Origin of the sequence: Peptoniphilus sp. HCN-40583 (assembly GCF_037892835.1) — a bacterium.
GTDB classification, from domain to species: domain Bacteria; phylum Bacillota; class Clostridia; order Tissierellales; family Peptoniphilaceae; genus Aedoeadaptatus; species Aedoeadaptatus rachelemmaiella.
This window is the reverse complement of the sequence record NZ_JBBKBU010000030.1, coordinates 1-23,428: the sequence shown is the minus strand read 5'-3', so window position 1 is coordinate 23,428 and position 23,428 is coordinate 1. Positions and strand designations below refer to the sequence as shown.

The 23,428-nt window shown below is 53.6% G+C and carries 27 protein-coding genes and 3 tRNA genes; 26 read left to right on the top strand and 4 right to left on the bottom strand.

The genetic code is table 11. The features are described 5' to 3' along the window. Positions 1-22: 22 nt before the first annotated feature. Entirely contained in the window at positions 23-853 is an 831-nt protein-coding gene (locus WKT05_RS09050; RefSeq protein WP_340413814.1) for a M55 family metallopeptidase, read from the bottom strand. A gap of 48 nt (positions 854-901) precedes the next feature. Between WKT05_RS09050 and WKT05_RS09045 the strand changes: the two genes are divergently transcribed. Further along, complete coding sequence (locus WKT05_RS09045; protein WP_340413813.1) at positions 902-1,342, top strand: nucleoside deaminase; 441 nt, start codon at positions 902-904, stop codon at positions 1,340-1,342. Here the strand turns inward: WKT05_RS09045 and WKT05_RS09040 are convergent. Both WKT05_RS09040 and WKT05_RS09035 read right to left on the bottom strand, forming a co-directional pair. Next, the gene (locus WKT05_RS09040; protein WP_340413812.1) at positions 1,326-1,685 is read right to left on the bottom strand and encodes a hypothetical protein; all 360 of its coding nucleotides are present in this window, start codon (positions 1,683-1,685) and stop codon (positions 1,326-1,328) included. The two genes, WKT05_RS09045 and WKT05_RS09040, sit on opposite strands and share 17 nt — an antisense overlap. Positions 1,686-1,700: 15 nt before the next feature. Next, entirely contained in the window at positions 1,701-2,225 is a 525-nt protein-coding gene (locus WKT05_RS09035) for a hypothetical protein (protein WP_215508136.1), read from the bottom strand. Between the two features lie 80 nt (positions 2,226-2,305). Here WKT05_RS09035 and WKT05_RS09030 point away from each other — a divergent pair, with 80 nt between their 5' ends. From WKT05_RS09030 to WKT05_RS08930, 21 genes are all read left to right on the top strand, one after another. Next, on the top strand, positions 2,306-2,551 hold the full coding sequence (locus WKT05_RS09030) for a DUF896 domain-containing protein (RefSeq protein ID WP_215508189.1): 246 nt from the start codon (positions 2,306-2,308) through the stop codon (positions 2,549-2,551). 1 nt (position 2,552) lies between these two features. Continuing rightward, on the top strand, positions 2,553-3,935 hold the full coding sequence (trkA, locus tag WKT05_RS09025; RefSeq protein ID WP_340413811.1) for a Trk system potassium transporter TrkA: 1,383 nt from the start codon (positions 2,553-2,555) through the stop codon (positions 3,933-3,935). Further along, a complete protein-coding gene (locus tag WKT05_RS09020; protein ID WP_340413810.1) occupies positions 3,913-5,367 on the top strand; it encodes a TrkH family potassium uptake protein in 1,455 nt (484 codons plus the stop codon). Before trkA ends, WKT05_RS09020 begins: the two co-directional genes overlap by 23 nt. 11 nt (positions 5,368-5,378) lie before the next feature. Then, entirely contained in the window at positions 5,379-6,716 is a 1,338-nt protein-coding gene (locus WKT05_RS09015) for a TrkA C-terminal domain-containing protein (RefSeq protein ID WP_340413809.1), read from the top strand. 17 nt (positions 6,717-6,733) lie between these two features. Next, positions 6,734-7,390, top strand: a complete 657-nt coding sequence (locus tag WKT05_RS09010; protein WP_340413808.1) for a uracil-DNA glycosylase — start codon at positions 6,734-6,736, stop codon at positions 7,388-7,390. 1 nt (position 7,391) lies between these two features. Beyond that, positions 7,392-8,081 carry an alpha/beta hydrolase family protein gene (locus WKT05_RS09005; protein ID WP_340413807.1) on the top strand — a complete coding sequence of 230 codons (690 nt, stop codon included), beginning with the start codon at positions 7,392-7,394 and terminating at the stop codon, positions 8,079-8,081. A 43-nt stretch (positions 8,082-8,124) separates the two neighbouring features. Continuing rightward, entirely contained in the window at positions 8,125-9,174 is a 1,050-nt protein-coding gene (locus WKT05_RS09000) for an L-threonylcarbamoyladenylate synthase (protein WP_215508130.1), read from the top strand. Beyond that, positions 9,171-9,599 carry an arsenate reductase/protein-tyrosine-phosphatase family protein gene (locus tag WKT05_RS08995; RefSeq protein WP_340413806.1) on the top strand — a complete coding sequence of 143 codons (429 nt, stop codon included), beginning with the start codon at positions 9,171-9,173 and terminating at the stop codon, positions 9,597-9,599. Before WKT05_RS09000 ends, WKT05_RS08995 begins: the two co-directional genes overlap by 4 nt. Then, entirely contained in the window at positions 9,596-10,039 is a 444-nt protein-coding gene (rpiB, locus tag WKT05_RS08990) for a ribose 5-phosphate isomerase B (protein WP_251374912.1), read from the top strand. The genes WKT05_RS08995 and rpiB overlap by 4 nt, the downstream gene beginning before the upstream one ends. Beyond that, entirely contained in the window at positions 10,027-10,656 is a 630-nt protein-coding gene (upp, locus tag WKT05_RS08985; protein WP_340413805.1) for a uracil phosphoribosyltransferase, read from the top strand. Before rpiB ends, upp begins: the two co-directional genes overlap by 13 nt. Positions 10,657-10,666: 10 nt before the next feature. Continuing rightward, positions 10,667-11,701 carry an MraY family glycosyltransferase gene (locus WKT05_RS08980; protein ID WP_340413804.1) on the top strand — a complete coding sequence of 345 codons (1,035 nt, stop codon included), beginning with the start codon at positions 10,667-10,669 and terminating at the stop codon, positions 11,699-11,701. Then, entirely contained in the window at positions 11,698-12,822 is a 1,125-nt protein-coding gene (wecB, locus tag WKT05_RS08975) for a non-hydrolyzing UDP-N-acetylglucosamine 2-epimerase (protein ID WP_340413803.1), read from the top strand. Before WKT05_RS08980 ends, wecB begins: the two co-directional genes overlap by 4 nt. Then, complete coding sequence (locus WKT05_RS08970) at positions 12,819-14,129, top strand: D-alanyl-D-alanine carboxypeptidase family protein (protein ID WP_340413802.1); 1,311 nt, start codon at positions 12,819-12,821, stop codon at positions 14,127-14,129. Before wecB ends, WKT05_RS08970 begins: the two co-directional genes overlap by 4 nt. A gap of 35 nt (positions 14,130-14,164) precedes the next feature. Continuing rightward, positions 14,165-14,241 (top strand) — tRNA-Arg (locus WKT05_RS08965). Positions 14,242-14,419: 178 nt separating this feature from the next. After that, positions 14,420-15,505, top strand: a complete 1,086-nt coding sequence (locus tag WKT05_RS08960; RefSeq protein ID WP_215508123.1) for a glycerol dehydrogenase — start codon at positions 14,420-14,422, stop codon at positions 15,503-15,505. A 164-nt stretch (positions 15,506-15,669) separates the two neighbouring features. After that, a tRNA-Pro gene (locus WKT05_RS08955) sits at positions 15,670-15,746 on the top strand. Between the two features lie 19 nt (positions 15,747-15,765). Next, positions 15,766-15,842, top strand: a tRNA-Pro gene (locus WKT05_RS08950). 158 nt (positions 15,843-16,000) lie between these two features. Next, positions 16,001-16,993, top strand: coding sequence for a phosphate acetyltransferase (gene pta / locus WKT05_RS08945; RefSeq protein ID WP_340413801.1), 993 nt, complete (start codon positions 16,001-16,003; stop codon positions 16,991-16,993). A gap of 48 nt (positions 16,994-17,041) precedes the next feature. Further along, entirely contained in the window at positions 17,042-17,848 is an 807-nt protein-coding gene (gene larE, locus WKT05_RS08940; RefSeq protein WP_340413800.1) for an ATP-dependent sacrificial sulfur transferase LarE, read from the top strand. Then, on the top strand, positions 17,845-19,038 hold the full coding sequence (gene larC, locus WKT05_RS08935; RefSeq protein WP_340413799.1) for a nickel pincer cofactor biosynthesis protein LarC: 1,194 nt from the start codon (positions 17,845-17,847) through the stop codon (positions 19,036-19,038). Before larE ends, larC begins: the two co-directional genes overlap by 4 nt. Next, positions 19,035-19,634, top strand: coding sequence for a ribonuclease H family protein (locus WKT05_RS08930; protein ID WP_340413798.1), 600 nt, complete (start codon positions 19,035-19,037; stop codon positions 19,632-19,634). The genes larC and WKT05_RS08930 overlap by 4 nt, the downstream gene beginning before the upstream one ends. On the opposite strand, the gene WKT05_RS08925 is transcribed toward WKT05_RS08930, so the two are convergent. Beyond that, entirely contained in the window at positions 19,612-20,034 is a 423-nt protein-coding gene (locus WKT05_RS08925; RefSeq protein ID WP_215508118.1) for a deoxycytidylate deaminase, read from the bottom strand. The genes WKT05_RS08930 and WKT05_RS08925 overlap by 23 nt on opposite strands. 58 nt (positions 20,035-20,092) lie before the next feature. Here WKT05_RS08925 and mscL point away from each other — a divergent pair, with 58 nt between their 5' ends. From mscL to WKT05_RS08905, 4 genes are all read left to right on the top strand, one after another. Further along, complete coding sequence (gene mscL / locus WKT05_RS08920; RefSeq protein WP_340413797.1) at positions 20,093-20,548, top strand: large conductance mechanosensitive channel protein MscL; 456 nt, start codon at positions 20,093-20,095, stop codon at positions 20,546-20,548. Next, entirely contained in the window at positions 20,545-21,666 is a 1,122-nt protein-coding gene (locus WKT05_RS08915; protein WP_340413796.1) for a patatin-like phospholipase family protein, read from the top strand. Before mscL ends, WKT05_RS08915 begins: the two co-directional genes overlap by 4 nt. After that, complete coding sequence (locus tag WKT05_RS08910; protein WP_340413795.1) at positions 21,659-22,288, top strand: NUDIX hydrolase; 630 nt, start codon at positions 21,659-21,661, stop codon at positions 22,286-22,288. The genes WKT05_RS08915 and WKT05_RS08910 overlap by 8 nt, the downstream gene beginning before the upstream one ends. Before the next feature lie 122 nt (positions 22,289-22,410). Further along, positions 22,411-23,376 carry a 3D domain-containing protein gene (locus WKT05_RS08905; protein ID WP_340413794.1) on the top strand — a complete coding sequence of 322 codons (966 nt, stop codon included), beginning with the start codon at positions 22,411-22,413 and terminating at the stop codon, positions 23,374-23,376. Positions 23,377-23,428 lie beyond the last annotated feature (52 nt).

Here is a 23,428-nt window from a genome sequence, read left to right as displayed (position 1 = left end):
CGTTCCTTTCTGTTTGTTGCATTTATTTGCGTGCGAGCACTTCCAGTGCCATAAGGCCGTTGAGTAAATCCTTGCCCGAATCGAAACTCATGCCGATGCGGTAGCCGTCCAGGCGCACGACGCCGGGGAGCATTTCCGCCATGTCTGCCGTGAGGGTGGTGTCCGTTTCGATGGTGACATTGTAGGGGGCGGTTAGATCGCCGAGGGGTAAGGTAGAGAGATCCTTGTCCAAAACCAGGGCTACTTTTTCCGCGATTTCCGCCCGCACCTTTTGAAAATTGCGGTGGACGACGGCATTGTGCCCCAGGCTTTCTTTCGTCACCACGTATTCCACATAGGGCATATAGCCTTCGAGAATCAATTGGCTGTAAAGGCCGCTGTCGCCGATAATCAGGCCCACGGGAATGTGCTTTTCCTTGGCGTAAATTTGATTAATCATGGCCTCGGAGCATTTAATGCCGTTAATGCTCACCCGGTGAAAAGCCGTGGAATAGCAGTGGTCCATATTGGCCCGGTGCTGGCCGCAGGAGGCGTGGTAGCCGAGAAAAATCACCACGTCGTGGCGATCCAAACCGCTCATCATGTATTCGCCACGGGGGTAGCCGGAGATCAGCTCGATGCGCTCGTCCATCTCCGAAAGGGCGAGGTAATCCAGATTTTTGCCGTCTCCGTGGCTGTCGGCGACGGTAATGGTTTCGATGTCTTTATTTTTCGGGCTTTGGTGAATGCCGTCGATCACCGCCTTAAAATGGGCGTGAATGGCCTGCGAATAGGCGGCGGTGCGTTTGAATTCGTCGCTGAAGCGGTCGATGCCGCCGATGCCTTCCATGTCGAAGGAAATATAGATATTCATTAAAGGCTCCTTTCCGTGGTAGGATAGAAGAAAGAAAGGGGAATGGGAATGGATTCGTATTACATGAACGAAGCCTTGAAAGAGGCGAAGAAGGCCTACGCTATCGGGGAAGTGCCCATCGGTTGCGTCATCGTAAGAGACGGCGTGATTATCGGCCGGGGACACAACCGCACGGAGACCGACGAAAGCGCCACGCATCACGCGGAGATTCTGGCTCTGAAAGAGGCCGATAAAGCCACAGAAGGCTGGCGCATCGGCGGCGACCTTTACGTCACCGTGGAGCCTTGCCCCATGTGCATGGGCGCCATATTAAACAGTCGCATCGACAGGCTTATAATCGGCACGGACAATCCCCACTTCGGTGCGGCAGGCAGCGTGGTAAACCTTGCGGCCTTTCGCGCCTTTAACCACCGAGTCAAGGTGGAGGAGGGCGTGTTGGGCGAAGCGTGCCGGGCGCTGATGCAATCTTTTTTTAAAGACCTTCGCTAGCCCGTGCCTTGGCCGCATCCAATTCTTCTTTGGTGAGGCCACGCACGATGGAAAAGGGATCGCCTTCGGCCACGGCGCGAGAAGGCACCTTGGCGCCGTCGGGGAGGCGGGTGTTTTCGTTAAGCACGGCAAAGTCGCCTACATAGACCCCTTCGCCGACGGATGCACCGCTCTTCACGGTGGCGTAGGCGCCGATGGATGCGCCCTTAATTTCCGCACCGGCCTCGACGATGGTGTATTCGCCGATGACGGCGGGAAAATCTGCTGTGGCCGTAATTTTCGCCGCGGGATCCACTACGGCCCCTGTTTTAATGATGATGCGGTCTTTTTCCATATCTGTCATTCTAGCCTCGTTTCTTTAGTAATTATGAAAGCAAATGTCCATGACGATGACGGCGGCGAAATACACCGCCAGGGGAAGGGCGTCCTCGTAAATGGCCACGGCGTATTCTTTACCGCCGGCAATGGGGCTCGCCTTCATGGACATAAGCTTTAATTCATCTGCTTCGATGAAAAATTCCCTGTTCCTTATAAAGCCCACGATGTCGTATTTCTTTTCCCTGTAGTTAAAGCTGAGATTGGGAAGCGAAAAGCGGGTTTTGTCTTCGAAAAAGTCCACCACCTCGCCGCCGAAAGACAGGCGGAAGGCATGGGTTTGAAAGGGAGGCGGCGTTTTTCGCTCCAGGCGAAATCGCTCGTTTCCATCGGCATCAATTAGTGATAGAGTATAGGGTATCATGGGAAGTTCGCGGAGGATGTAGTCGAATTGATCGACGAGAGCATCGTCCTTGTTTTGTAAAATCATTAGGCCGTCCGCGTCGTAAAAAGCGTAGGCCATGGCAGCCGGCGGACCGGCGGTGGCTCGCATAGTGCATCGAATCATGGTGTCACATCCTTCCCGTTTATTGTACTATACCGCATCGAAAAAACAAGAATCTGTATAAGGAGGTCGCCTTGGAAAAGATGGATGAACTTTTAAAGCGTATTAATGAATTGGCGCGAGAAGCCAAAGTACGGGAGCTCACCGAAGAAGAGGTGGCGGAGAGAGATCGCTTGAGAAAAGCCTATTTAAAGCTCTTTCGCGAAGGCTTTCGACAACAGCTTTTAAATACGACCGTTTTAGATGAAGAGGGCAACGACATTACCCCGGAAAAATTAAAGCGAGCCAAAGCGGCACAAAAATCTTCCGAGGAAAAGGACGGTCAATGACATGCGCGCACTTATCGTGGGCGGCGGCAAATTAGGCATGCGCCTCGCCCGCTCTTTAGTGGAAGAAAACATCGAGATTACCGTGCTGGACAACGACCCGCGGGTGATTCAAAAGATCAACAACGAGTTGGACGTGTTGACGGTGTTGGGCAATGCCCTGGACTTTACTATTCTCAGGGAATTGGACATCCAAGACTACGATTTAATCATCGGCACGGTAACAAGCGACGAGTCCAATGTATTGGTAACGAGCATCGCCAAGAAGCTGGGCTGCAAAAGCGCCATCGCCCGCATTCGAAATCCCGAATACCACTCCCAAATCCGCCTCATTAAAGAGGAGCTGGACATCGATTATGTCATTAATCCGGAACGGGCGGCGGCCATGGCCATCGAAAAGTATTTATTGAAAAAATACTCTCTCATGACCGACGAATTTGCCGGCGGCAAGGTAAAGCTCGTGGAATTTAACGTGGGCCAGGAAAAAGAGTTCGTGAATAAAAAGCTCATGGACTTAAATAATTTAGACAATCTCCTCATCGCCGCCGTCTCCCGCAGGGGCTACACCTTTATCCCCGCCGGGGACACCATGCTCAAGGAAAATGACGTAATTTTGGTCATCGGCGCGCGAAAAAGCATCGATGCCTTCGACCGGGATCACTCCAAGGTCACGGCGGTGAAGCCCACGAAAAGCGTCATGATTTTAGGGGGCGGCAAGCTGGGCGACTATTTGTGCAGCCTTTTGTTAAAAGACAACATCGACGTCTTGGTCATCGAAAAAGATCACGCCAAGGCCATTTCTTTGAAAGAGCGCCATCCCGATGCCGTGGTTATTCACGGCGACGGCACGGACTTTAATGTGCTGGAAGAAGAAGTGATTCATTCCTACGACGCCTTTATCGGCGCCACGGGCATTGACGAGACCAATATTTTAATGGCCCTGTCCATGAAAGAAGAGGGCATTACAAAATCCGTGGCCAAGATTTCCCGGGTGAATTTCATCGGCGTCTTGGATCGCTTGAATCTCGATGCCACCTTTAATCCCAGCTTTATTACCGCGTCGTTGATCTTAAAATTGATTCGCGGAAAAGACGCCCTGGCCATTAATCTCATGTACGACGGCAACATGGAAGTGGCGGAAATTCAGCTGGACGAGGATCTGAAGGTGTTGGATACGCCGCTGGCCGAGCTGTCTCTGCCCAAGGGCATTTTAATTGCCGTCATCGTCCGCGGCCAAGATGTGAGTATTCCAAACGGTCGCTCCTGCTTGAGAAAGGGCGACCGGATCATCGTCTTCTGTAAGCACGAAAGTGTCCACGTCATGAAAAATTACTTCTACAATGCGGAATCAGGGGGCCTATTTAATGAACTTTGGAGCGGCGTTTAATGTTTTAGGCGCCCTTTTAATGGTGGAAGGGGCGTTTCTCATGCCGCCTCTTCTCTACGGCATCTACCGGGGAGAGGGCAGCATCCAAGCCTTTCTCATCGCCATCGCCGTGGCACTCGTCGTCGGCGCGGTGTTGTTTTTCATGCCGCGGAAACATGAACGCATTCGCGGCCGCGACGGCCTGTTTATCGTCGCCGTGGGGTGGATTTTGGCGTCCCTTATCGGCGCCGTGCCCATTTACTTAGGCGGCGCCACCCCCAACTACATCGACGCCCTTTTTGAGACCGTGTCGGGCTTTACCACGACCGGAGCCTCGGTCATTCCCAATGTGGAGGCCATCGACAAGAGCATCGTCCTGTGGCGCAGCATGACCCACTGGATCGGCGGCATGGGGATTTTGGTCTTCACCCTGGCCCTTTTGCCCAGAGTGGGAAGCAACGGCTTTCGCATTTTCAAGGCGGAAACCCCGGGGCCCGTGGCGGGGAAAGTGGAGCCCCGCATGAAAGACACGGCCAAGGCCCTGTACAAAATCTATTTACTGATTACCCTCGTGCTCTTCGTGCTTTTGGTCCTCGCTGGCATGAATGTTTTTGACGCGGTGGTACATACCCTGGGCGTCGTAGGCACCGGGGGCTTTTCCTCCCATGCCAATTCCTGCGCCGTCTATTACGACAATTCCGCCATTTTAATCATCATGTCCGTTTTTATGGTGATCTGCGGCACCAACTTCAGCCTCTACTCCCGGGCCGTCGGCGGCCGCTGGCGGGAGATGTTTTTAGATGAAGAGTACCGCCTCTATTTAAAAATCGTGGCCGGTGCCGTGCTTTTAATCGCTTTAAATTTAATATTGTCAAAGAAGATGACCCCGGGCCTGGGGCTGAGAGAATCCCTTTTTCAAGTGACCAGCATTATTTCCACATCGGGCTTCGCGTCTTCCGACTACGATCAATGGCCGGGCTTCAGTAAATGCATTTTGCTCGCCCTGCACTTTTTCGGTTCCTGCGCCGGCTCAACCGCCGGGGGGATGAAGGTGATTCGCATTTTGGTCCTGTGGAAAATTGTGAAGCGGGAAATCGTGAAGAGCATCCACCCCCACGCCATTATGCCCGTTCGCGTCAACGGAAAAATCGTGGAAGACCAAGTTATCTTCGGCATCGTGGCCTTTGTCTGCGTCTACATCATTCTTTTAGGCGCCTCGACGGCGGTCACGGCCCTTTCAGGCGTGGATTATCTCACGGCCTTTTCCGGCTGTTTAACCTGCTTGTCCAATGTGGGGCCGGGCTTTTCCGGTGTCGGGCCTACCAACACCTTTGTGGAATTTGCGCCGGGGTATAAACTGCTCTTTTCGGCCCTTATGCTTTTAGGGCGGTTGGAATTTTTCACCATCCTCGCCCTCTTTGCGCCGCAACGGGGCAATCGTTACATGAATTAGGAGAGAACACTATGCACATTACCATGATCGGAACCGGCGCCGGAGCGCGTCTCTTGGCGAATGCTTTGGTTCGGGAACATCATACGGTGGAATTTCTTATTCGCCGGGAGAAACAAGTGAAAAAAACCCTCAGGGATTTTCACGCCCATTATTACGAAGACGAAGAGGATGTTTTGGCCATGGATTTCGACAAAACCGATGCCTTCGTCTTTTGCGACGATTCCAATCGCACCTTGGCTCTGGCGAATCTTTTATCAAAGCGAGGCGGGCCCATTCACTTTATCGCCTACGACAGCGCCCTGGGGCGTCTCTTGGAAAAAACCAAGTCCACCTTCGGCATCGACTATGTCTACGACTACGGCAGTATCTTGGCAGGACGCGTACACCACTTCTTTTATGAAGAGGCGGGCATGCAGACGGAAATTTTCGAAAACTTCGATTCCGCCATGGTAAAAATCGACGTGGCGGACAATCCGGCCTTTGTGGGGCGGCGGGTAAAAAACATCGGCCCCTTGGAAGAATTGGTCCTGGTTACCATCCGCCGCGGCGGAAAAATCATCGTGCCGAAAGGAAGCACCGTCATTGAAGCCGACGATGTGCTGCGCATGGTAGGTAGCACCGAAGCCGTGCGTCGCTTCCGCCGGCGCTACGCCAAAGTGGATGTCTTCGAAGGCCTTGAGCGCAAGCGACGCTTTTTGGTTTTCGGCGACGGCAAAGGCGCCCAAAGCATTGAGGCGGCACTGGCCAAAGAAGCGGACACGCTTCTGCTTTCCCGAGGCAGACACTATCCCTACGGCGTCAACTACGTCATCGACCGGCCCGTCACCGAAGCCATGGAAGACATCGACATCGCCGCCTACGACGGTGTCGTCGCCGCTTCCGACGACGATGCGGACAATTTCCTCGTGGCCACGGCGGCGCGAGATGCGGGGCAAGAGCACATCGCCCTGTGTTTGAAAGATGAACGCTACATGCGGGTGGTGGACGTGGCCCATACCGGCGGCATTTTCTCCGGCGAGCTCCTCGTGTCCCAACAGATTAAAAACAATCTCTTCGGCCCGCCGGAAATCTCCCTGCACTTGTTCCCGGGCACCTTGGAAATCTACGAAATCGTCTTAAGCGAAGATGTTTACGCCACGGGCAAAACCATCGAGTCTTTGGGACTTTCCGAAGGTTTCTTAATCGGCGGCATCGAACGGGAGGGAAAAAGCGTCTTGGCCAAAGGGCAGACGGTCTTAAAAGAAGGGGACCATTTAATCCTCTTCCTCTTGCCGGAACGTGCCGGAGATTTACAGAAGTTTATTCGCAGGAAGGCTAAGCGCTTCCTGACGGAACTGTTTTCTATGTAGCGAAGAAAGAGGATAGTGTGACCTTTTCAAACGACTGGGACGATTTATTGAAAGAGGAAATGCAAAAGCCCTATTACAAGGATTTGCGCCGCCTCTTAATCGAAGAATACAAGACGCAAACCATATATCCCGAGGCCGAGGCGATTTTCCGCGCCATGCGCCTCACTTCCTTCGAGGACACGAAGGTGCTTCTCTTGGGCCAGGATCCCTACCATGGGCCGGGACAGGCCCAGGGCATGAGCTTTTCCGTGCCGGCGGACTTTCCCCTGCCGCCGTCCTTGGTGAATATTTACAAAGAATTAAAAGACGACCTGGACATTACACGAGAAAGCGGCGATTTAACTTCCTGGGCGAAAGAAGGGGTGCTTCTTTTAAACACCACCCTCACCGTCAGAAAATCCCAGCCCATGAGCCACGGAAAAATCGGTTGGGAAATCTTTACGGACAAAATCGTGGAGCTTTTAGGCGCGAGAGAAAAGCCCATGGTGTTTATCTTGTGGGGCGCCCACGCCAGAAGCAAAAAGCGGCTCATAAAAAATCCCGCCCACGCCATCATCGAATCGCCCCATCCCTCGCCCTTATCCGCCTACCGGGGCTTTTTCGGTTCCAAATGTTTTTCGAGAACCAATGAGTATTTAATCGCCATGGGCGAGGCGCCTGTGGACTGGAGGTAATATGTACTTACACGTAAAAGAAGAAGCGTCCTTTGCAGGCGCCATTCCCGTCCTCTGGGTCTTGCCGGAGGCCGAAGCGAAAGATAAAGTCATCATTTACTACCACGGCTGGGGCTCCGACATCGAAAGCTCCCGCTTCCGCGCGAGCATTTGGGCGGCGGCGGATTATCCCGTCCTCGTCGTGGAAGAGGCCCTTCACGGGGCGCGGGGCAGCTGGGATTACGAAGACATCCAAAAGCTTCCGGAAGTGGTCATCGAAAACATGAAGGAATTCGACGCCATCCTCGCCTGCGTTCGCGGCCGCTTCCCGGAGAAAAAAATCGTGGTGGCGGGCCACTCCATGGGTGCGATGACGACCATGGGGCTCTTGGCCCGCGATGAAGTGGCAGGGGGCATCGCCTTAAACGGCTTAGGCGACTGGGCACCTTTGGCCATCGGCCCTTACAAAGAAGGGGCACAGGCCTACGATCCCATGAATCACATCGAAAAGCACGAAGACAAAGGTATTTGCATGTTAAACGGCGAGCTGGACGATGTGGTAAACCCCGCCTATCAAAAAAATTACTACGAAAAAATAAAAAAACAACACCGGGGCGACGCGCCCTTGGTCTTTGAAATCATTGAAGGAACCTCCCATGTGGTGACCACCAATATGATGGCCATGACCTTGGATTTTTTAGAGCAAATGTAAGGAGAATCCTTCTATGATATAATGATCTGTTGAGGAGGAAGCCATGGAAACGAAAGTCTTACACATAACGGATGAAAAGGATAGGGAGCAAATCGAAGAAGCCGCGCGCCTCTTGCGAGAAGGGGAGCTGGTGATCTTTCCCACGGAGACTGTCTACGGCTTAGGGGCCGACGGCTTAAACGAATCGGCCGTGGATAAAATTTTTCAGGCCAAAGGGCGCCCGAAAGATAATCCCCTGATCCTACACGTCGCCGATCCGGAACAGGTATTGGATCTGGTCAAGGTGATTCCGCCGAAAGGCAAGGATTGCATGGACGTTTTCTGGCCCGGACCCTTGACATTGATCTTTGAGCGATCGGAAAAAGTCTCCGACAGCGTCACCGCCGGAGCGGACACGGTGGCTATTCGCATGCCCTCACACCCCATTGCCCACGCCCTTTTAAAGGCGGCGGCCATTCCCGTGGCGGCGCCAAGCGCCAACACCTCGGGCCGCCCGTCGCCTACCCGCCTTTCCCATGTATTGGAAGACATGGAGGGCAAGGTGCCCATGATCGTAGATTCCGGGGACACCAATGTGGGCATCGAGTCCACGGTCTTGGATGTGACGGTGGATCCTCCCATGATCTATCGCCCCGGCGGCATCACGAAAGAAGATCTGGAAGCCATTATCGGCGAGGTGGCCATTGACGAGACCACCATCGACGCGGACAACGACGCCGTGCCGAAGAGCCCGGGGCAAAAGTATCGCCACTACGCGCCGAAAGGCGACGGCACCTTGTTTGCCGGGGATTTAAAAAACATCGCCAAAGAAATCAATCGGCGCCTCGCCGACGTGGCGCCCGGCAAGAAGACGGCGGTGCTCTGCACGACCGAGACCAAAGACCTCTACGAAGGCATGGATCTTTTGGTGGACATGGGCAGTCGCGACCATTTGGAAGATGTGGCCCATAATCTCTTCGACAGCTTGAGGCGTTGCGATGAAGAGGCCGTCGACATCCTGTTTGTCGAAGGTTTCGATTTTATCGGCATCGGCGCCGGCATTATGAACCGGCTCTTAAAGGCCTGTGGCGGAAAGGTGGTATTGGGACTATGAACATACTTTACATTTGCACGGGAAACACATGCAGAAGCCCCATGGCCAAGCTTTTGACGGAGCTTGAAGCCGACAAGCGGGGGCTGAACATGACCGTTCGCTCCCGGGGCATGGCCGCCCACGACGGCGAAGCCATGAGCGTAGGCGCCTTGAAAGTCATGGCGGAAGAAGGCATTAACGCCACCTTCCACAAGGCGAAGACCGTGACAGAAGACGATCTTATGTGGGCGGATAAAGTCTACGGCATGACCCACACCATGACCGCCAATTTAAAGCGGGGCTACCCGGCCTTTAAGGAAAAAATTCAACCCTTTGCCGACAAAGACATCATCGATCCCTTCGGCGGATCCTTGGAAATTTATCGGCTGAGCAAAGACCGCTTACTGGAAGAAATAAAAAACAAATGTGAGGGGGAATGGGCGTGAAAATAGCCATGGGCGCCGATCACGGCGGATACAGACGAAAAGAAATGCTGAAAGCCTATTTGGAAGAAAAGGGCCACACCATTGTGGATGTGGGCACGGATTCCACCGATTCCGTGGACTACCCCATTTACGGAAAAGCCGCGGCGAAAAAAGTGGCCGACGGCAGTTGCGAGCGGGGCATTTTAATTTGCGGCTCCGGCCTCGGCATCGGCATGGCCGCCAATAAAGTGAAGGGCATTCGCTGCGCCATGGTGTCCGAGCCCTACTCGGCCGAGCTTTCCCGACGCCACAATGACGCCAACATGATTTCCATGGGGGCGAGAACCATCGGCGGCGACATGATGAAAGAAATCGCCGACGCATTTTTAGAAACAGCTTTCGAAGGCGGACGCCATGCCCGCCGTGTAGCCATGATCGAGGAGGAAACATGGGAAAAGTAACGGTAACCGAACACCCTTTAATTCAACATAAACTCACCCTTTTAAGAGAAGCCTCTACATCCAGTAAAGACTTCAGACAACTTTTGACAGAAATCACCATGCTTATGGGCTACGAGCTGACGCGCAATCTCCCTATTCAAGACAAATTAATCGAAACGCCTATGGGTCGCACCGTGGGCAAAGAAATGGCAGGCAAAAAGCCCGTCATCGTTCCCGTTCTGCGGGCGGGCCTCGGCATGGTCGACGGCCTGTTGAATTTAATCCCCGGCGCCCGCGTGGGCCACATCGGCCTCTACCGCGACCCCGACACCCTGGAGCCCGTAGAATATTACTGCAAGCTCCCGAAAGATGTAGCGGATCGGGAAGTTATCGTCGTGGATCCCATGCTCGCCACCGGCGGGTCCTTGGCCGCCGCCATCAACTTTGTCAAGCAACGGGGAGCCACCTCCGTACGCGCCCTTTGCCTCTTAGCGGCACCGGAAGGCCTGGAAGCTTTTCAAAAGGCCCATCCCGACGTGGATCTGTACGTCTCGTGCATCGACGAAAAACTAGACGAGCACGCCTATATTGTGCCGGGCCTCGGCGATGCGGGAGATCGAATTTTCGGAACGAAGTAGTAGGTGAAGCATGAAGACATTGTTATGGCCCTTTCTCGTCGCGGCCCTTATTAGCTTAATTGCCACGCCCGTCGTTCGAAAAGGCGCCATTCACTGCGGCTTAATGGACATCCCGAAAGACGAGCGCAGGGTCCATAAAAAAGCCATTCCCCTAAGCGGGGGCCTGGCCATTTTCCTCGCCGTCCTCGTGAGCGTGTTGATCTTTCTGCCCGTAAACGGAGAAAAAGCGGCCTTTCTCGCAGGGGCCGGCCTTATCGTGGCCACGGGCCTTTACGACGACAAATTCGCCATGAGCGCCAAGGCCAAGTTTGCCATGGAAATTTTGGCGGCGATTATCTTAATCTTCGGCGGCGTAAAGATCACTTTCTTTACAAACCCCTTTTACGGCACCAATCTCCTCATCAATTTAGATTGGCTCGCCATACCCATTACCGTCTTTTGGGTCGTGGGCATTACCAACACCATTAACTTAATCGACGGCCTCGACGGGTTGGCCGGGGGCATTAGCGCCATCGCATCCATTAGCCTTATGTTTGTGGCCCACCGGCTCCATCACGACGAAATGGCCGCTTTGGCCGCCATTTTGGCAGGAAGCTGCCTGGGCTTTTTGCCCTACAACTTCAATCCGGCGAAAATTTTTATGGGAGACACCGGCGCCTTGTTTTTGGGCTTTACATTAAGCTATTTGGCCATCGAAGGGGTAATGAAATCCGTGGCCATGATTACGATTTTAATCCCCGTCTTAATTTTAGGCGTGCCGGTCTTCGATACCACCTTCGCCATGATTCGCCGAAAGCTTTCGGGAAAGAGCATTTCCGAAGCGGACAAGGGCCATTTGCACCACCGCCTTCTGCGCCACGGCTTTAATCAAAAGCAGACCGTCTGCGCTCTTTACGGCGTGAGCATCATCTTCGGCATCATCGGAAACATCGTAAGCACCATGCACGAAAAAAACGGCCTGATCACGTCAATTCTTATCATTGCCGTGGTGGGGATCATGGCCCTGTTCTTGGGTCTGTTAAATGAAAGAGAGGAAGAGAATTGAAAGTACTGTCCGTCTTCGGCACGCGGCCCGAAGCCATTAAAATGGCGCCCATCGTTCTGGCCCTTCAAGGGCGAGAAGATGTCGAAAGCCTGGTCGCCGTCACCGGCCAACACCGAGAAATGCTGGATCAGGTGCTGGACATCTTCGGCATCGTCCCGGACTACGATTTAGATATCTTCACCCCCGGTCAAAGCTTAACGGACATCGCCGTGCGCTCCTTAAGGGGACTGGAAGACATATTTAAAACCACCAAGCCCGATCTCCTTCTCGTGCAAGGCGATACGTCCACCGTCTTTGCCGCGGCTTTATCCGCCTTCTACCACGGCGTAAAAATCGGCCACGTGGAAGCGGGGCTCAGAAGCCACAACCTCTATTCCCCCTTCCCGGAAGAAGCCAATCGCAAGCTCACCGGGGTCTTGGCCAATTACCACTTTGCCCCCACGGAGTCCAATCGCCAAAACCTTTTAAGAGAGGGCTACGACGACAAGACCATTTACATTACAGGCAACACCGTGATCGACGCCTTGGCCTACACGGAGCGGGAGGATTTCGTCTTCGACGAGGCGGCATTAAATGCCATCGACTTTAAAAAGAAAAAGACCATTCTCCTGACCTGCCACCGAAGGGAAAACTTAGGCGCGCCCATGAAGCGGATCTTCTCCGCCATTCGCCGCATCGCCGACGAATACGACGAGGTGGAAGTGATCTTCCCCGTCCACTTAAATCCCAAAGTGCGGGAAATTGCCGAAGCGGAACTGGGCGGTGCGAAAAATATTCACCGCATCGAGCCCATGGACTACCTGCCCTTCTCAAACATTATGGCGAGAAGCTACCTGGTGGTTACCGATAGCGGCGGCATTCAGGAAGAGGCGCCCCACTTCGGCATCCCCGTCCTCGTGGTGCGGGAAGAGACGGAGCGGGAAGAAGGCATCATCGCCGGCACGGCGAAATTGGTGGGCACGGAAGAGGCGGCGGTGTACGACAGCATCCGCCTGCTCCTCGAAGATAAAAAAGCCTACGACGCCATGGCCAAAGCACTGAATCCCTACGGCGACGGCAAGGCGGCGGAGCGCATCGTGGATATTATTCTGAACAACGAAAAAGCGGGGTGCAGTCGGTGAAAGCATTGAAGCCCATCCTCCCCGCCCTTTTGGCAATGTGTCTGCTTTTAGGTGCGGCACCGGCCCCGGCACCGGCGGAAAATGCGCCGCAAAAGCCCGGGGAAAAAGTGGCGGAGCCGCGGGATCAAAAAGAAAAAATCCGCACGGGCCAAGGGGTGCAGCCCATGACCGCCACGGAGAAAAAAGAATTCGACGCCGCCATGGCCAAGCCCGACAACGTCCTCTTAAAAAGCTACATCATCGGCGATTACGAAACAGGCACCATCTACAAAGAATTTAACGCCGACACCCCGGTGGGCCTCGCCTCCACCACGAAGCTCATGACCATCTACTGCGTCATGGACGCCGTGGACAAGGGTGAAATCGCCATGAAAGATCCGGTGACCATCGATCACGCGGCGGCAGCCATGCACGGAAGCGTCTACAAGACAAAAGAAGGGGAAGTCTACACCGTCGAAGAGCTCATTCACGCCGGCATGATCGTCTCGGGAAACGACGCCATGATCGCCCTGGCCGATCGCATCGCCGGAAGCGAAGCCGCCTTTGTGGCCCGCATGAACGCCAAGGCGAAGGAAATGGGCTTTACCCACATGCACTTCATCAATGTTCACGGCCTGACCGATTATGTCGCCAACGACTACAACAAAGCCACGGCACGGGAAATGTTTCAGCTTTCCAGAAACCTTTTGGCCCGCTACCCCATGATCCTCGATGCCGCCCGCCGGGCGAAAATCGACGAACCGGAGAGAGCCTACGTTAGCTACGCCACCAATCCCCTCCTCGGGATTCTCCCCGGAATCGACGGACTGAAGACAGGCTACACCGGCGCCGCCGGCAGATGTTTCATCGCCACCGGCGTCCGACCGGCGGAAGGGCCCTACCTGAACACCCGCTTCATCGGCGTCTACATGGGCGCGGAAAACGACATGGATCGCTACGCCGCCTCCTTGCGCCTGTCGAAAGAAGCCATGACGTGGCGAAACACAATCCTCGCCGACAAATCCAAAGAACTGGATTATCTGACACTGAAATCGGTGAGCCCGAGAACAAGCCCGGTCTTTGTGGATAAAAATGTCGTTCGCTGCGTCAAAGAAGGCGCCGAAGTAAGCACGGAAATCGACTACAAAACCATCGTCGCGCCCTACTCCAAAAAAGAACCTGTAGGCGAGGCACGCTTCCTCTGTAACGGCGAAGAAATCGCTCGGGCGAAGGTCTATGTCAAAGAAGACATTAAAAAACCCAATCCCGTATTGTCCTACAGAGACCTTATGGCCGACGTGTTCCGCGCCATGGAGAAGGCCGCTTGACAGAAAAATACCCCCCTGATACAATAGGCGGGTATGGACCCGTAGTTCAGCTGGATAGAATGTTGCCCTCCGAAGGCAAAGATCGTTGGTTCGAATCCAATCGGGTCCGCCAGGAAAAAGACAGCGAAGTTGCTAAATGGCAATTTGGCTGTCTTTTTTTATTGGGAAGGAGGCATTCGACAGGGCGACGGACGTCAATTGAAAAAGCGGCACGCCGGTGTTATCATGGGGAGGAATCTTTGAAATCAGTCAAAGTTTCTTGCAAAAGAATATAGAAAAGAGGAATTTCAATGAGCAAAGTAATCTGTTCGCCGGGTTCTTATATTCAAGAAAAGGGCGCCATTAAAAAGTTGGCAGACTACTGCAAGGGAATCGGAGCAAAAAATGCCTACATCATCACAGGCAATTCTGCGAACCGTAAATATAAAGCGGACATCGAAAAGTCCTTTAAGGACAATGGCATGACTTGCACCGTCGTTCTTTTCGGCGGAGAATGTTCCGATGTTGAAATTAAAAAGCACCAAGACCAATTAGGCGATGCGGATGTCATTTTCGGCATCGGCGGCGGCAAGACGTTGGATACGACCAAGGCCATTGCTTTTTACAGCAAGATTCCCATGGTCATCGTGCCCACGGCGGCATCGTCCGACGCACCTTGCTCAAGATTATCGGTGGTTTACACGGAAGATCACGAATTCGATTATTACCTGCCCCTTAACAAAAATCCGGACATGGTCATCATGGATACGGATGTTATTGCCAATGCGCCGGTGAAGCTTCTCGTCGCCGGTATCGGCGATGCCCTGGCCACCTATTATGAAGCCATGGCTTGTGAAAAATCCAATGCCGTCACCATGGCAGGCGGCCATTCCACAAAGGCCTCCATTGCCCTTGCCACCCTGTGCTTGGACACGCTTTTAGAAGACGGCTTGAAGGCAAAAGCGGCAGTTGAAAACAAGGTTGTAACCAAAGCCCTTGAAAACATTATTGAAGCGAACACCTATTTATCCGGTGTAGGCTTTGAATCCAGCGGTTTGGCGGCAGCCCATGCCATTCATAACGGGCTCACGGTTATCGAAGAAACCCACGATTTGTTGCACGGTGAAAAAGTAGCATTCGGCACCATCTGCCAAATGGTACTTGAAAATGACGACCTTGAAGATATTTATGAGATCATGGAATTCTGCAGGGACTTGGGTCTGCCGACGACATTCAAAGACATGGGCATGGACAATGTAAGCGACGAAAAACTTCTGGAAGCAGCCGAACTGGCGTGCGCAGAAGGCGACACCATGGTGAATATGCCCTTTGAAGTGACTCCGGGCGATGTGGTCGCTGCCATGAAGACGGCGGACAAGCTGGGCCAAGATTTATAAAAGAGCATTACCATAGTTTTGGTAAAAATGATTTTGAAACAGTCATTGGGGCGTGTGTCCTCAATGGCTGTTTTTTTAATGGCACGGGCCGTCGAGAGAGGGCACGGAAGAAAAGGGCTTGTAAAAAAATGACAATCCCTGTATAATAGGTAAGTAAGTTGCAGCGGGGTGTGGCGCAGTTTGGTAGCGCACATGGTTTGGGACCATGGGGTCGAAGGTTCAAATCCTTTCACCCCGACCACTAATCACTTACCACAAGACGGGGTGTAGCGCAGTTTGGTAGCGCGCATGCTTCGGGAGCATGAGGTCGAAGGTTCAAATCCTTTCACTCCGACCAGATCGAGATTCGCTTTGGCGAGTCTCTTTTTTTATGCTTTATTGAAGAGATTATCTTTGTCATTGAGCCCGCTCTGTGGTATATTTAGTGTATCTGTGGCCCCACGGGGTCAGGGTAATTTACAGAATGAATTGTTAATAGAAAGGAACAATAATAAAATGGCTTTTATTCAAGAGTTACACAAACGCGTGACACACAAGGGCATTCGCATCGTCTTCCCCGAAGGCGAAGATTCCAGGGTACTTTGGGCAGCGGTTGAGCACCAAAAAGAAGGCTTAGTCCACCCCATCGTCATCGGTTTCAGAAACGAAATTGAAGCCACGGCCAAGAGAGAAAACATCGACATTTCTGGTTTGGAAATCGTGGAAGTGGGCCAATTCGAACACATTGATGAATTGGTTGAAAAGTTCGTCGAACGCCGTAAAGGGAAAATTGACGAAACCCGTGCCCGCGCACAGCTTCACGACCCGAACTACCTGGGTACCATGATGGTATATGCGGGCTATGCCGACGGCATGGTTTCCGGTGCCGTTCACACTACGGGCCAAACTATTCTTCCCGCCCTTCAAATTATCAAGACGAAAAAAGGCGTCAACCGCGTATCCGGCGTGTTCATTCTCTTCAGAGGCAAAGAATGCTACCTCATGGCCGACTGTGCCATTAACACGGAAATGGACGCACCGACGTTGGCGGAAGTAGCTGTCACCACCGACGAAGCCGCAAAACAATTCGGTTTCGATCCCAGAATCGCCATGCTTTCCTTCTCTACCAAGGGCTCCGCAAAGAGCGACTCGGTTAAGAAGGTGGAAGTGGCTACCTATTTGGTAAAGGAATCCCATCCGGAAATTAAGGTCGACGGCGAACTTCAATTCGACGCCGCCATCGATCCTGAAGTTGCCAAGAAAAAGGCACCGGGTTCCGAAGTCGCAGGTCATGCCAATGTCTTCATCTTCCCGAACTTGGAATGCGGAAACATCGGCTACAAGATCGCTCAACGTCTCGGTGGATTTACCGCCGTCGGTCCGATTCTTCAAGGCTTGAATATGCCGGTCAACGACCTGAGTCGTGGTTGTACTAAAGAAGAAACCTATCAATTGTCTTTGATCACAGCCGTACAAGCGTGCATCGCGAGAGATGAACAAGAAAAATAAAAAATCGGCCCGCAAGGGCCTTTTTTTCTATGATGAAAAGGTGAGGAAATGGATGCCTTCAATCGATTGAAAGAAAATCTCGCCGCCTACGACAAGGTGGCGGTAGCCTATTCCGGCGGCGTGGATTCGTCCTTTTTAATGGCCGTGGCCGCGGAAGTATTGGGGCGCGAAAATGTCATGGGGATTTACGTGGTCAACGAACTCCACCCCCGACGCGAGCGCTTCGACGCCCATGTCTTGGCGGAGATGATGGGCTGGGACATTGATGTAATTAACGCCAGTATTTTAGAAGACGAAGATGTCATGGCCAATGGGGTGAATCGCTGCTATTATTGCAAGCGATCGGCTTTTCTCGCGGTGAAGGCATACGCCGCGGAACGTGGCTTTCATGTGCTTTTAGACGGCACGAATCTGGATGATCTTTCCGATCATCGGCCGGGCTTTCGGGCCCTTGAGGAATTAGGGGTCAAGAGCCCCTTGCGGGAAGCGGGCCTTACCAAGGAATTGGTGCGGTCTCTTTCGAAAAAATACTACGACCTGCCCACGTGGAACAAGCCCTCGGATTCCTGTTTGGCGACGCGGATTCCCTATGGCACGCCGCTCACCACCGAGGCATTGGCTGTGGCGGAAAAAGGGGAAGCTTATCTTCACGAGTTGGGTTACATGACCTGCCGCATGCGCCTTCACGGAAGTGTGGCGCGGGTGGAAATTCCCGTGGCGGATTTTCAAAAGTTTCTCATTAATCACCGGAAAGATGTGGCGGCCTATTTCAAGGAACTGGGCATGACCTACACGGCACTGGATGTGTTGGGCTTCCGTTCCGGCTCCGGCAACGAAGGGGTGTTAGACGCGTGAGGGTTCTATACATCGATCCCTTCAGCGGCATCAGCGGCAATATGTTTATCGGCGCCATGGTGGACGGAGGCATGTCGCCTGAAGGCTTCATCGAGGGCCTCATGCCTCTGGGCATTGCCGCCGAGGATGTGATTTTCGAAAAGCGGGAGAAGACGGGGATCCTCGCCACCTACTTTAATTTAAAAAGCGAAGAAAGCCGCCATTGGGAGCATAAGCACGACCATCACGAGCATCACGACCACCACCATCACCGCGGCCTCAACCACATGCTGGCCCTCATCGACCAAAGCGGCTTCGATGAGGCGGTGAAGGAGCTGGCCAAGGCCATCTACTTGCCCCTTGCCAAAGCGGAAGCCGCCGTTCACGGCAAAGATCTTTACGAGGTGCACTTCCACGAAGTCGGCGAATTGGATGCCGTGGTCGACGTGTTAGGCGCGGCCTACTACACCATTTTAAGCGGCGTGGAAGCCGTTTACGTGGGAAAAATCAACACCGGCGGCGGCATGGTGACCTGTGCCCACGGCACCTACCCGGTGCCCGCTCCGGCCACGGCCCATATTTTATCCACTCTGGATGTGCCCTTAGGCGGCGAGTCCGTGGAAGAAGAGCTTACCACCCCCACAGGCGCCGCCATTTTAAAGGGCATTCGCGCCGCCTACCGCCCCCGACCCGAGGGGCGCGTTTTGAAAGTGGCCTACGGCGCCGGCATAAAGGATCACGACTTGGCCAATGTGCTCCGCCTCTTTTTCATCGAGACGGAAGAAGCCCGTGCGCCGATTTTCTACAGCTGCAATTTAGACGACATGACCGGCGAGGCCATGGGCTTTTGCATGGAGCGCCTCTTCGATGCCGGGGCGCGGGATGTGAGCTTTACGCCCATATTTATGAAGAAAAATCGCCCGGGCTATCGCCTGGACGTGCTTACCGACACCGCCTGCGAAGGCAAAGTGCTGGATGCGCTCTTTGCCCACACCACCACCTTGGGCGTAAAAAAGATTCCCCTGGAAAAAATCGAGCTGCCCCGAGGGTCGAAAGAAACCATGACCGCCCTCGGCCCTGTGGGGACGAAAACGGCCCGTTATAAAGACATGGAAAAGATCTCTCCGGAATACGACGATCTGAAGGCCCTGGCCATGAAACACGACACCACCCTAGAAGCCGTGCGCCGGGCATGGGAGCTGAGTTTATGAAAAAGTATTACGCCGTGAAGGCGGGAAAAGTGCCGGGAATCTACCGCGACTGGGACAGCTGCAAGGCCCAGGTCCACGGCTTTAAAGGGGCCATGTACAAATCCTTCAAGACAGAAGAAGAAGCCCTGGCGTACATGGGGGATGTGGCGGAAGAAAAAGACGACGTGTCCTACGACGCGGTGACCTATGTGGACGGAAGCTATCGCCATGAAGACAGATCCTACAGCTACGGCGTGTCCATGGCTTGGGAAGGCGGCAGTTGGGAAGACAGCTGCCGCTTTACAGGCGATGAAGCCGCCATGCGCAATGTGGCGGGAGAAATTTTAGGCGCCACCGTGGCCATGAAAAAAGCCCTTGAGCTGGGCTTTTCCACCATGAAGCTTTGCTACGACTACGCCGGCATCGAGCATTGGGCCAAGGGCGAATGGCAATGCAATAAAAAAGGAACCATAGAGTACAAAGCATTCTATGATTCCGTAAAAGACCGCCTGGCCGTTACCTTCGTAAAAATCGAAGCCCACACCGGCGTGGAGGGCAACGAGCGGGCCGATGCCTTGGCGAAGGAAGCGACCTTTAGGGCAACTGACGAAGGGTAATATGATTCTTTTCAAATAGACTGACGGCGTAATCGTCCACCCGATAGGCGTTTTTGTAGACCACTTCCCGAATCCCCGCCTGGATTAGTGCTTTTGTGCAGTTTAAGCAGGGGAAATGGGTAACATAACAAATAGTGTCCTTGGTAGGGATGCCCTCCTTGGCACAGTACAAGAGCGCGTTCATTTCCGCGTGAATGGTGGCGATGCAGTGGCCGTCACGCATGGTGTGACCCACGTCGTCGCAATGGGGATTGCCTGCCACAGAGCCGTTATAGCCTGTGGAGACGATGCGGTGGTCTTTATTGACCAAGACGCAGCCCACAAAAGCGCGGTCGCAAGTGGAGCGACTGGCCACGATTTCCGTGATTTGCATAAAATAGGTGTCCCAAGATTTTCTCACAGCAAACCTCCTTCCATTTAGTATAGCACGAGAGAGGAGAGAGGCGAAAGGAGTCATTATGAAACAGACATTAAACGAATTTAAAGACTTTATTGCCAGAGGCAATGTCATGGACATGGCCGTCGGGGTTATCGTCGGCGGCGCCTTCGGAAAAATTGTCACATCCTTAGTCAACGACATGCTCATGCCTTTAATCGGGCTCTTAATCGGCGGCGTGGATCTTACGAAACTCTACGTGGCATTGGACGGAAAAACCTACGCCAATCCCGTGGAAGCGGCGGAAAGCGGCGCGCCCATTTTGGCCTATGGGAACTTCCTGCAAAACGTCATCGACTTTTTAATCATCGCCTTCGTGATCTTTATGGTGATTAAACAAATCGGCAAGATGAAAGCCCGCTTCATCCACACAGAAGAGGAAGTGGCCACCACCAAAGTCTGCCCCTTCTGCAAGGAAACGGTGCACATCGAAGCCACCCGCTGCCCCCACTGCACCGCTGTTTTGGAGGATCAATGATGGCTAAAGGCTTGGTCCTCGAGGGCGGTGGCGCCAAAGGCAGCTACCAATTGGGCCTCTACCGCGCCCTTCAAGAAACACATCCGGACATTCGCCTCGTCGTAGGCACGTCCATGGGCGCCTTAACGGGCGCTTTTATTGTTCAGGGAAACACCGATGTTTTGGCGGACATTTGGCAAAAATTTTCATTCGACGGAAGCAGAGAGCTTATGCTTTCCTTGGACGAAGTGAAAAAGACGCCGGACATTGTTCGCATGGCCAAAACCGCCCGAGCCGCCCTGAACATGGACATGGCGCCCTTGAAAGAATTGATTCACCGCCACATCGACGAAGAAAAAATTCGCGCCTCTGAAATAGACTACGGCCTCGTGGTCTACAGCCTAAGCGAGGGAAAGACGAAATACCTTTACCTTAACGACATTCCCAAGGGCAAACTCCATCAATACATTTTGGCCAGCTGCGCCTACCCCGTCTTTCCGCCCGTTAAAATCGACGGCAAACTTTATGTAGACGGCGGCGTGGGAGACAATCTGCCCTATAAGATGGTCTCGGAAAAAGGCCTCGAGCCCGTCATCCTAAGGACCAATCCGCCGAAAGAAGGGGAGCACCTTCCCGAGCATGCCGTTGTTCTGGGGCCTGCCCGCCCCGTCGCCGACACCATGCACTTCGACGCGGATCTCGCGCCTTACCGCATGCAGCAGGGCTACCGCCACGGTCGGCGCATCCTTATGGGCTACGACGGCCTGGATTACACCTTCTATCCCATCTCTGAAAAAGAAGCCTTCCGCCGACTAAGCGAACTCTTCTTCGCCCGCACGGAAGACTTCCGCTACCTGGCGGAGGCCAAGGGAAGCGGCGAGCGGGGCATTGTGGAAAACCTGTGGCCCACCCTGGCCTCGGCCCTGGATCTGGCCGAAGACTACAGCTACAAGGCCCTGTTTATCGGCCTCATGGAAGCGAGAGGCAGCTTGCTTCATCTGCCGAAAGATCCCTTTTACACCGTGGACGGCTTTTTAAAAGCGCTAGACGAAAAAAGCCACGTCCATCCCCGGGTCACCACCACCCTGGATCGCGTGCTCTATTTACTATTTTGCGGAAAGAGGTTGGCCATTGAATAAAGAAAAAATCACCCGCCTTTTAGAAAACCATCGCCCCGAGCCCTTGGAGCTCGTTCATCGCTACGCCGTCATGTGCACCTTGATCGAAATCGACGGCGCCCTTCACGTGCTCTTTGAAAAGCGATCCGCCCGTCTCAAGCGCCACACCGGCGAAGTCTCCCTTCCCGGCGGCCGCATCGAAGATGGTGAAACGCCCGAAGAAGCGGCCTTTCGCGAAACCGTGGAAGAGCTCCGAATCGATCCCGCATGTTTGGAAATCCTGGGCGAAAGCGACTATTTAGTCACCCGCCAGAGCATCGTCGTGCACTGCTTTATCGGCATGCTCCACGGCGTGGACGTGGCCGCCATCGATCCCGAGCCGGCGGAAGTGGCCTACGTCTTTACTGTGCCCCTGTCCCTGTTCCTGGAAACGGAGCCCGAGGTGCATCCCATCGAATTTAAAAAAGACAAAGACGATGGCTTTCCCTACGAACTCATCCCCACCACCACCGTGGCCCCCTTTAGCAACTACATCGACCGCATCTTCTTCTACAAAGGGGCCGAAAAGAAAGGACAAATCGTGTGGGGCATGACGGCAAAAATTATGTACGGCGTGGCGAAACTGTTAAAAACCCTCCTATAATTACAAAAAGATGACATCGACGGCGATTCCTTGCCACAGGATGTGTCAATTGATACAATAAAGCCTGTGAAAGTTACAAACTGTAACTAATTTCAGACTATTCGGACAAAGGAGTTGTCATCGTGATAAAAAAGACCGTCCTACTCTCGGCATTGGCCGTGAGCCTCATTCTGCCCGCACAGGCGGAGGCAAAAACCGTTACCCTCAATCGACCGGGCATTGCCCCCGTGCGCTACGAAACCGACGCCGCCACCGTCGGCGAGTTTCTCCTGGAGAAAGACATTCAGCTTGAAAAAGGCACCGTCCCCTTCCCAAGCGCTTCGGAAGCACTGAGCGAGCAGGCGGAATTAACCATTAAGCCGGGCTACACCATTACCGTAAAAGACGGCAAACACAGCTACACCCGCTCCGCCACGTCGAACAAAGTGGCCGACATCTTAAAAGAGCTGAACATCAAGCTCGGCGAAAAAGACACGGTGACCCCGCCCATGAAAGGCAGCGTCAACGAAGGCGAAATCCTTCGGATCAATCGCTACAAAGAACGCACGGAAAAAGTCGTGCGCGACGTGGCTTACGCCACAGAGCGCCGGGAAAATCCCCAAATCGATGCGGGGACCGAGCGCGTCATTCAAAAAGGCGAGGCGAGCAAAGTGGAAGAAGTGGTGCGCATCAGCACCGTCAACGAGGAAGAAACCGCCCGCCTCGTCCTCTCCTCCCGCGTCATTCAAGAAGGCAAAAACGAAATCGTCGAAGTGGGCACAAAGCCCGTGGAAAACATGATTCACGGCAAAAAATACAAGAAGAAAATTCTTATGAAAGGCACCGCCTACGATCCCAGCGCCGGCAAATGGACCGCCTCCGGCACCCGTGCCCGCGTCGGCGCCGTAGCCGTGGATCCCCGGGTGATCCCCCTCGGCACCAAACTCTACATCGAAAGCGCCGACGGCTTCCCCACCTACGGCTTTGCCGTGGCGGAAGACACCGGCGGCGCCATCAAAGGCAATCGCATCGACCTGTTCTACAACAGCAGAAGAGAAGCCTACAACTTCGGTCGACGCAATGTCACCGTGTATGTATTGGAAGACTGAGACAAAGGGAATAAGAGAATAAGAGAAAGAGAAGACGCCTAAGGGCGTCTTT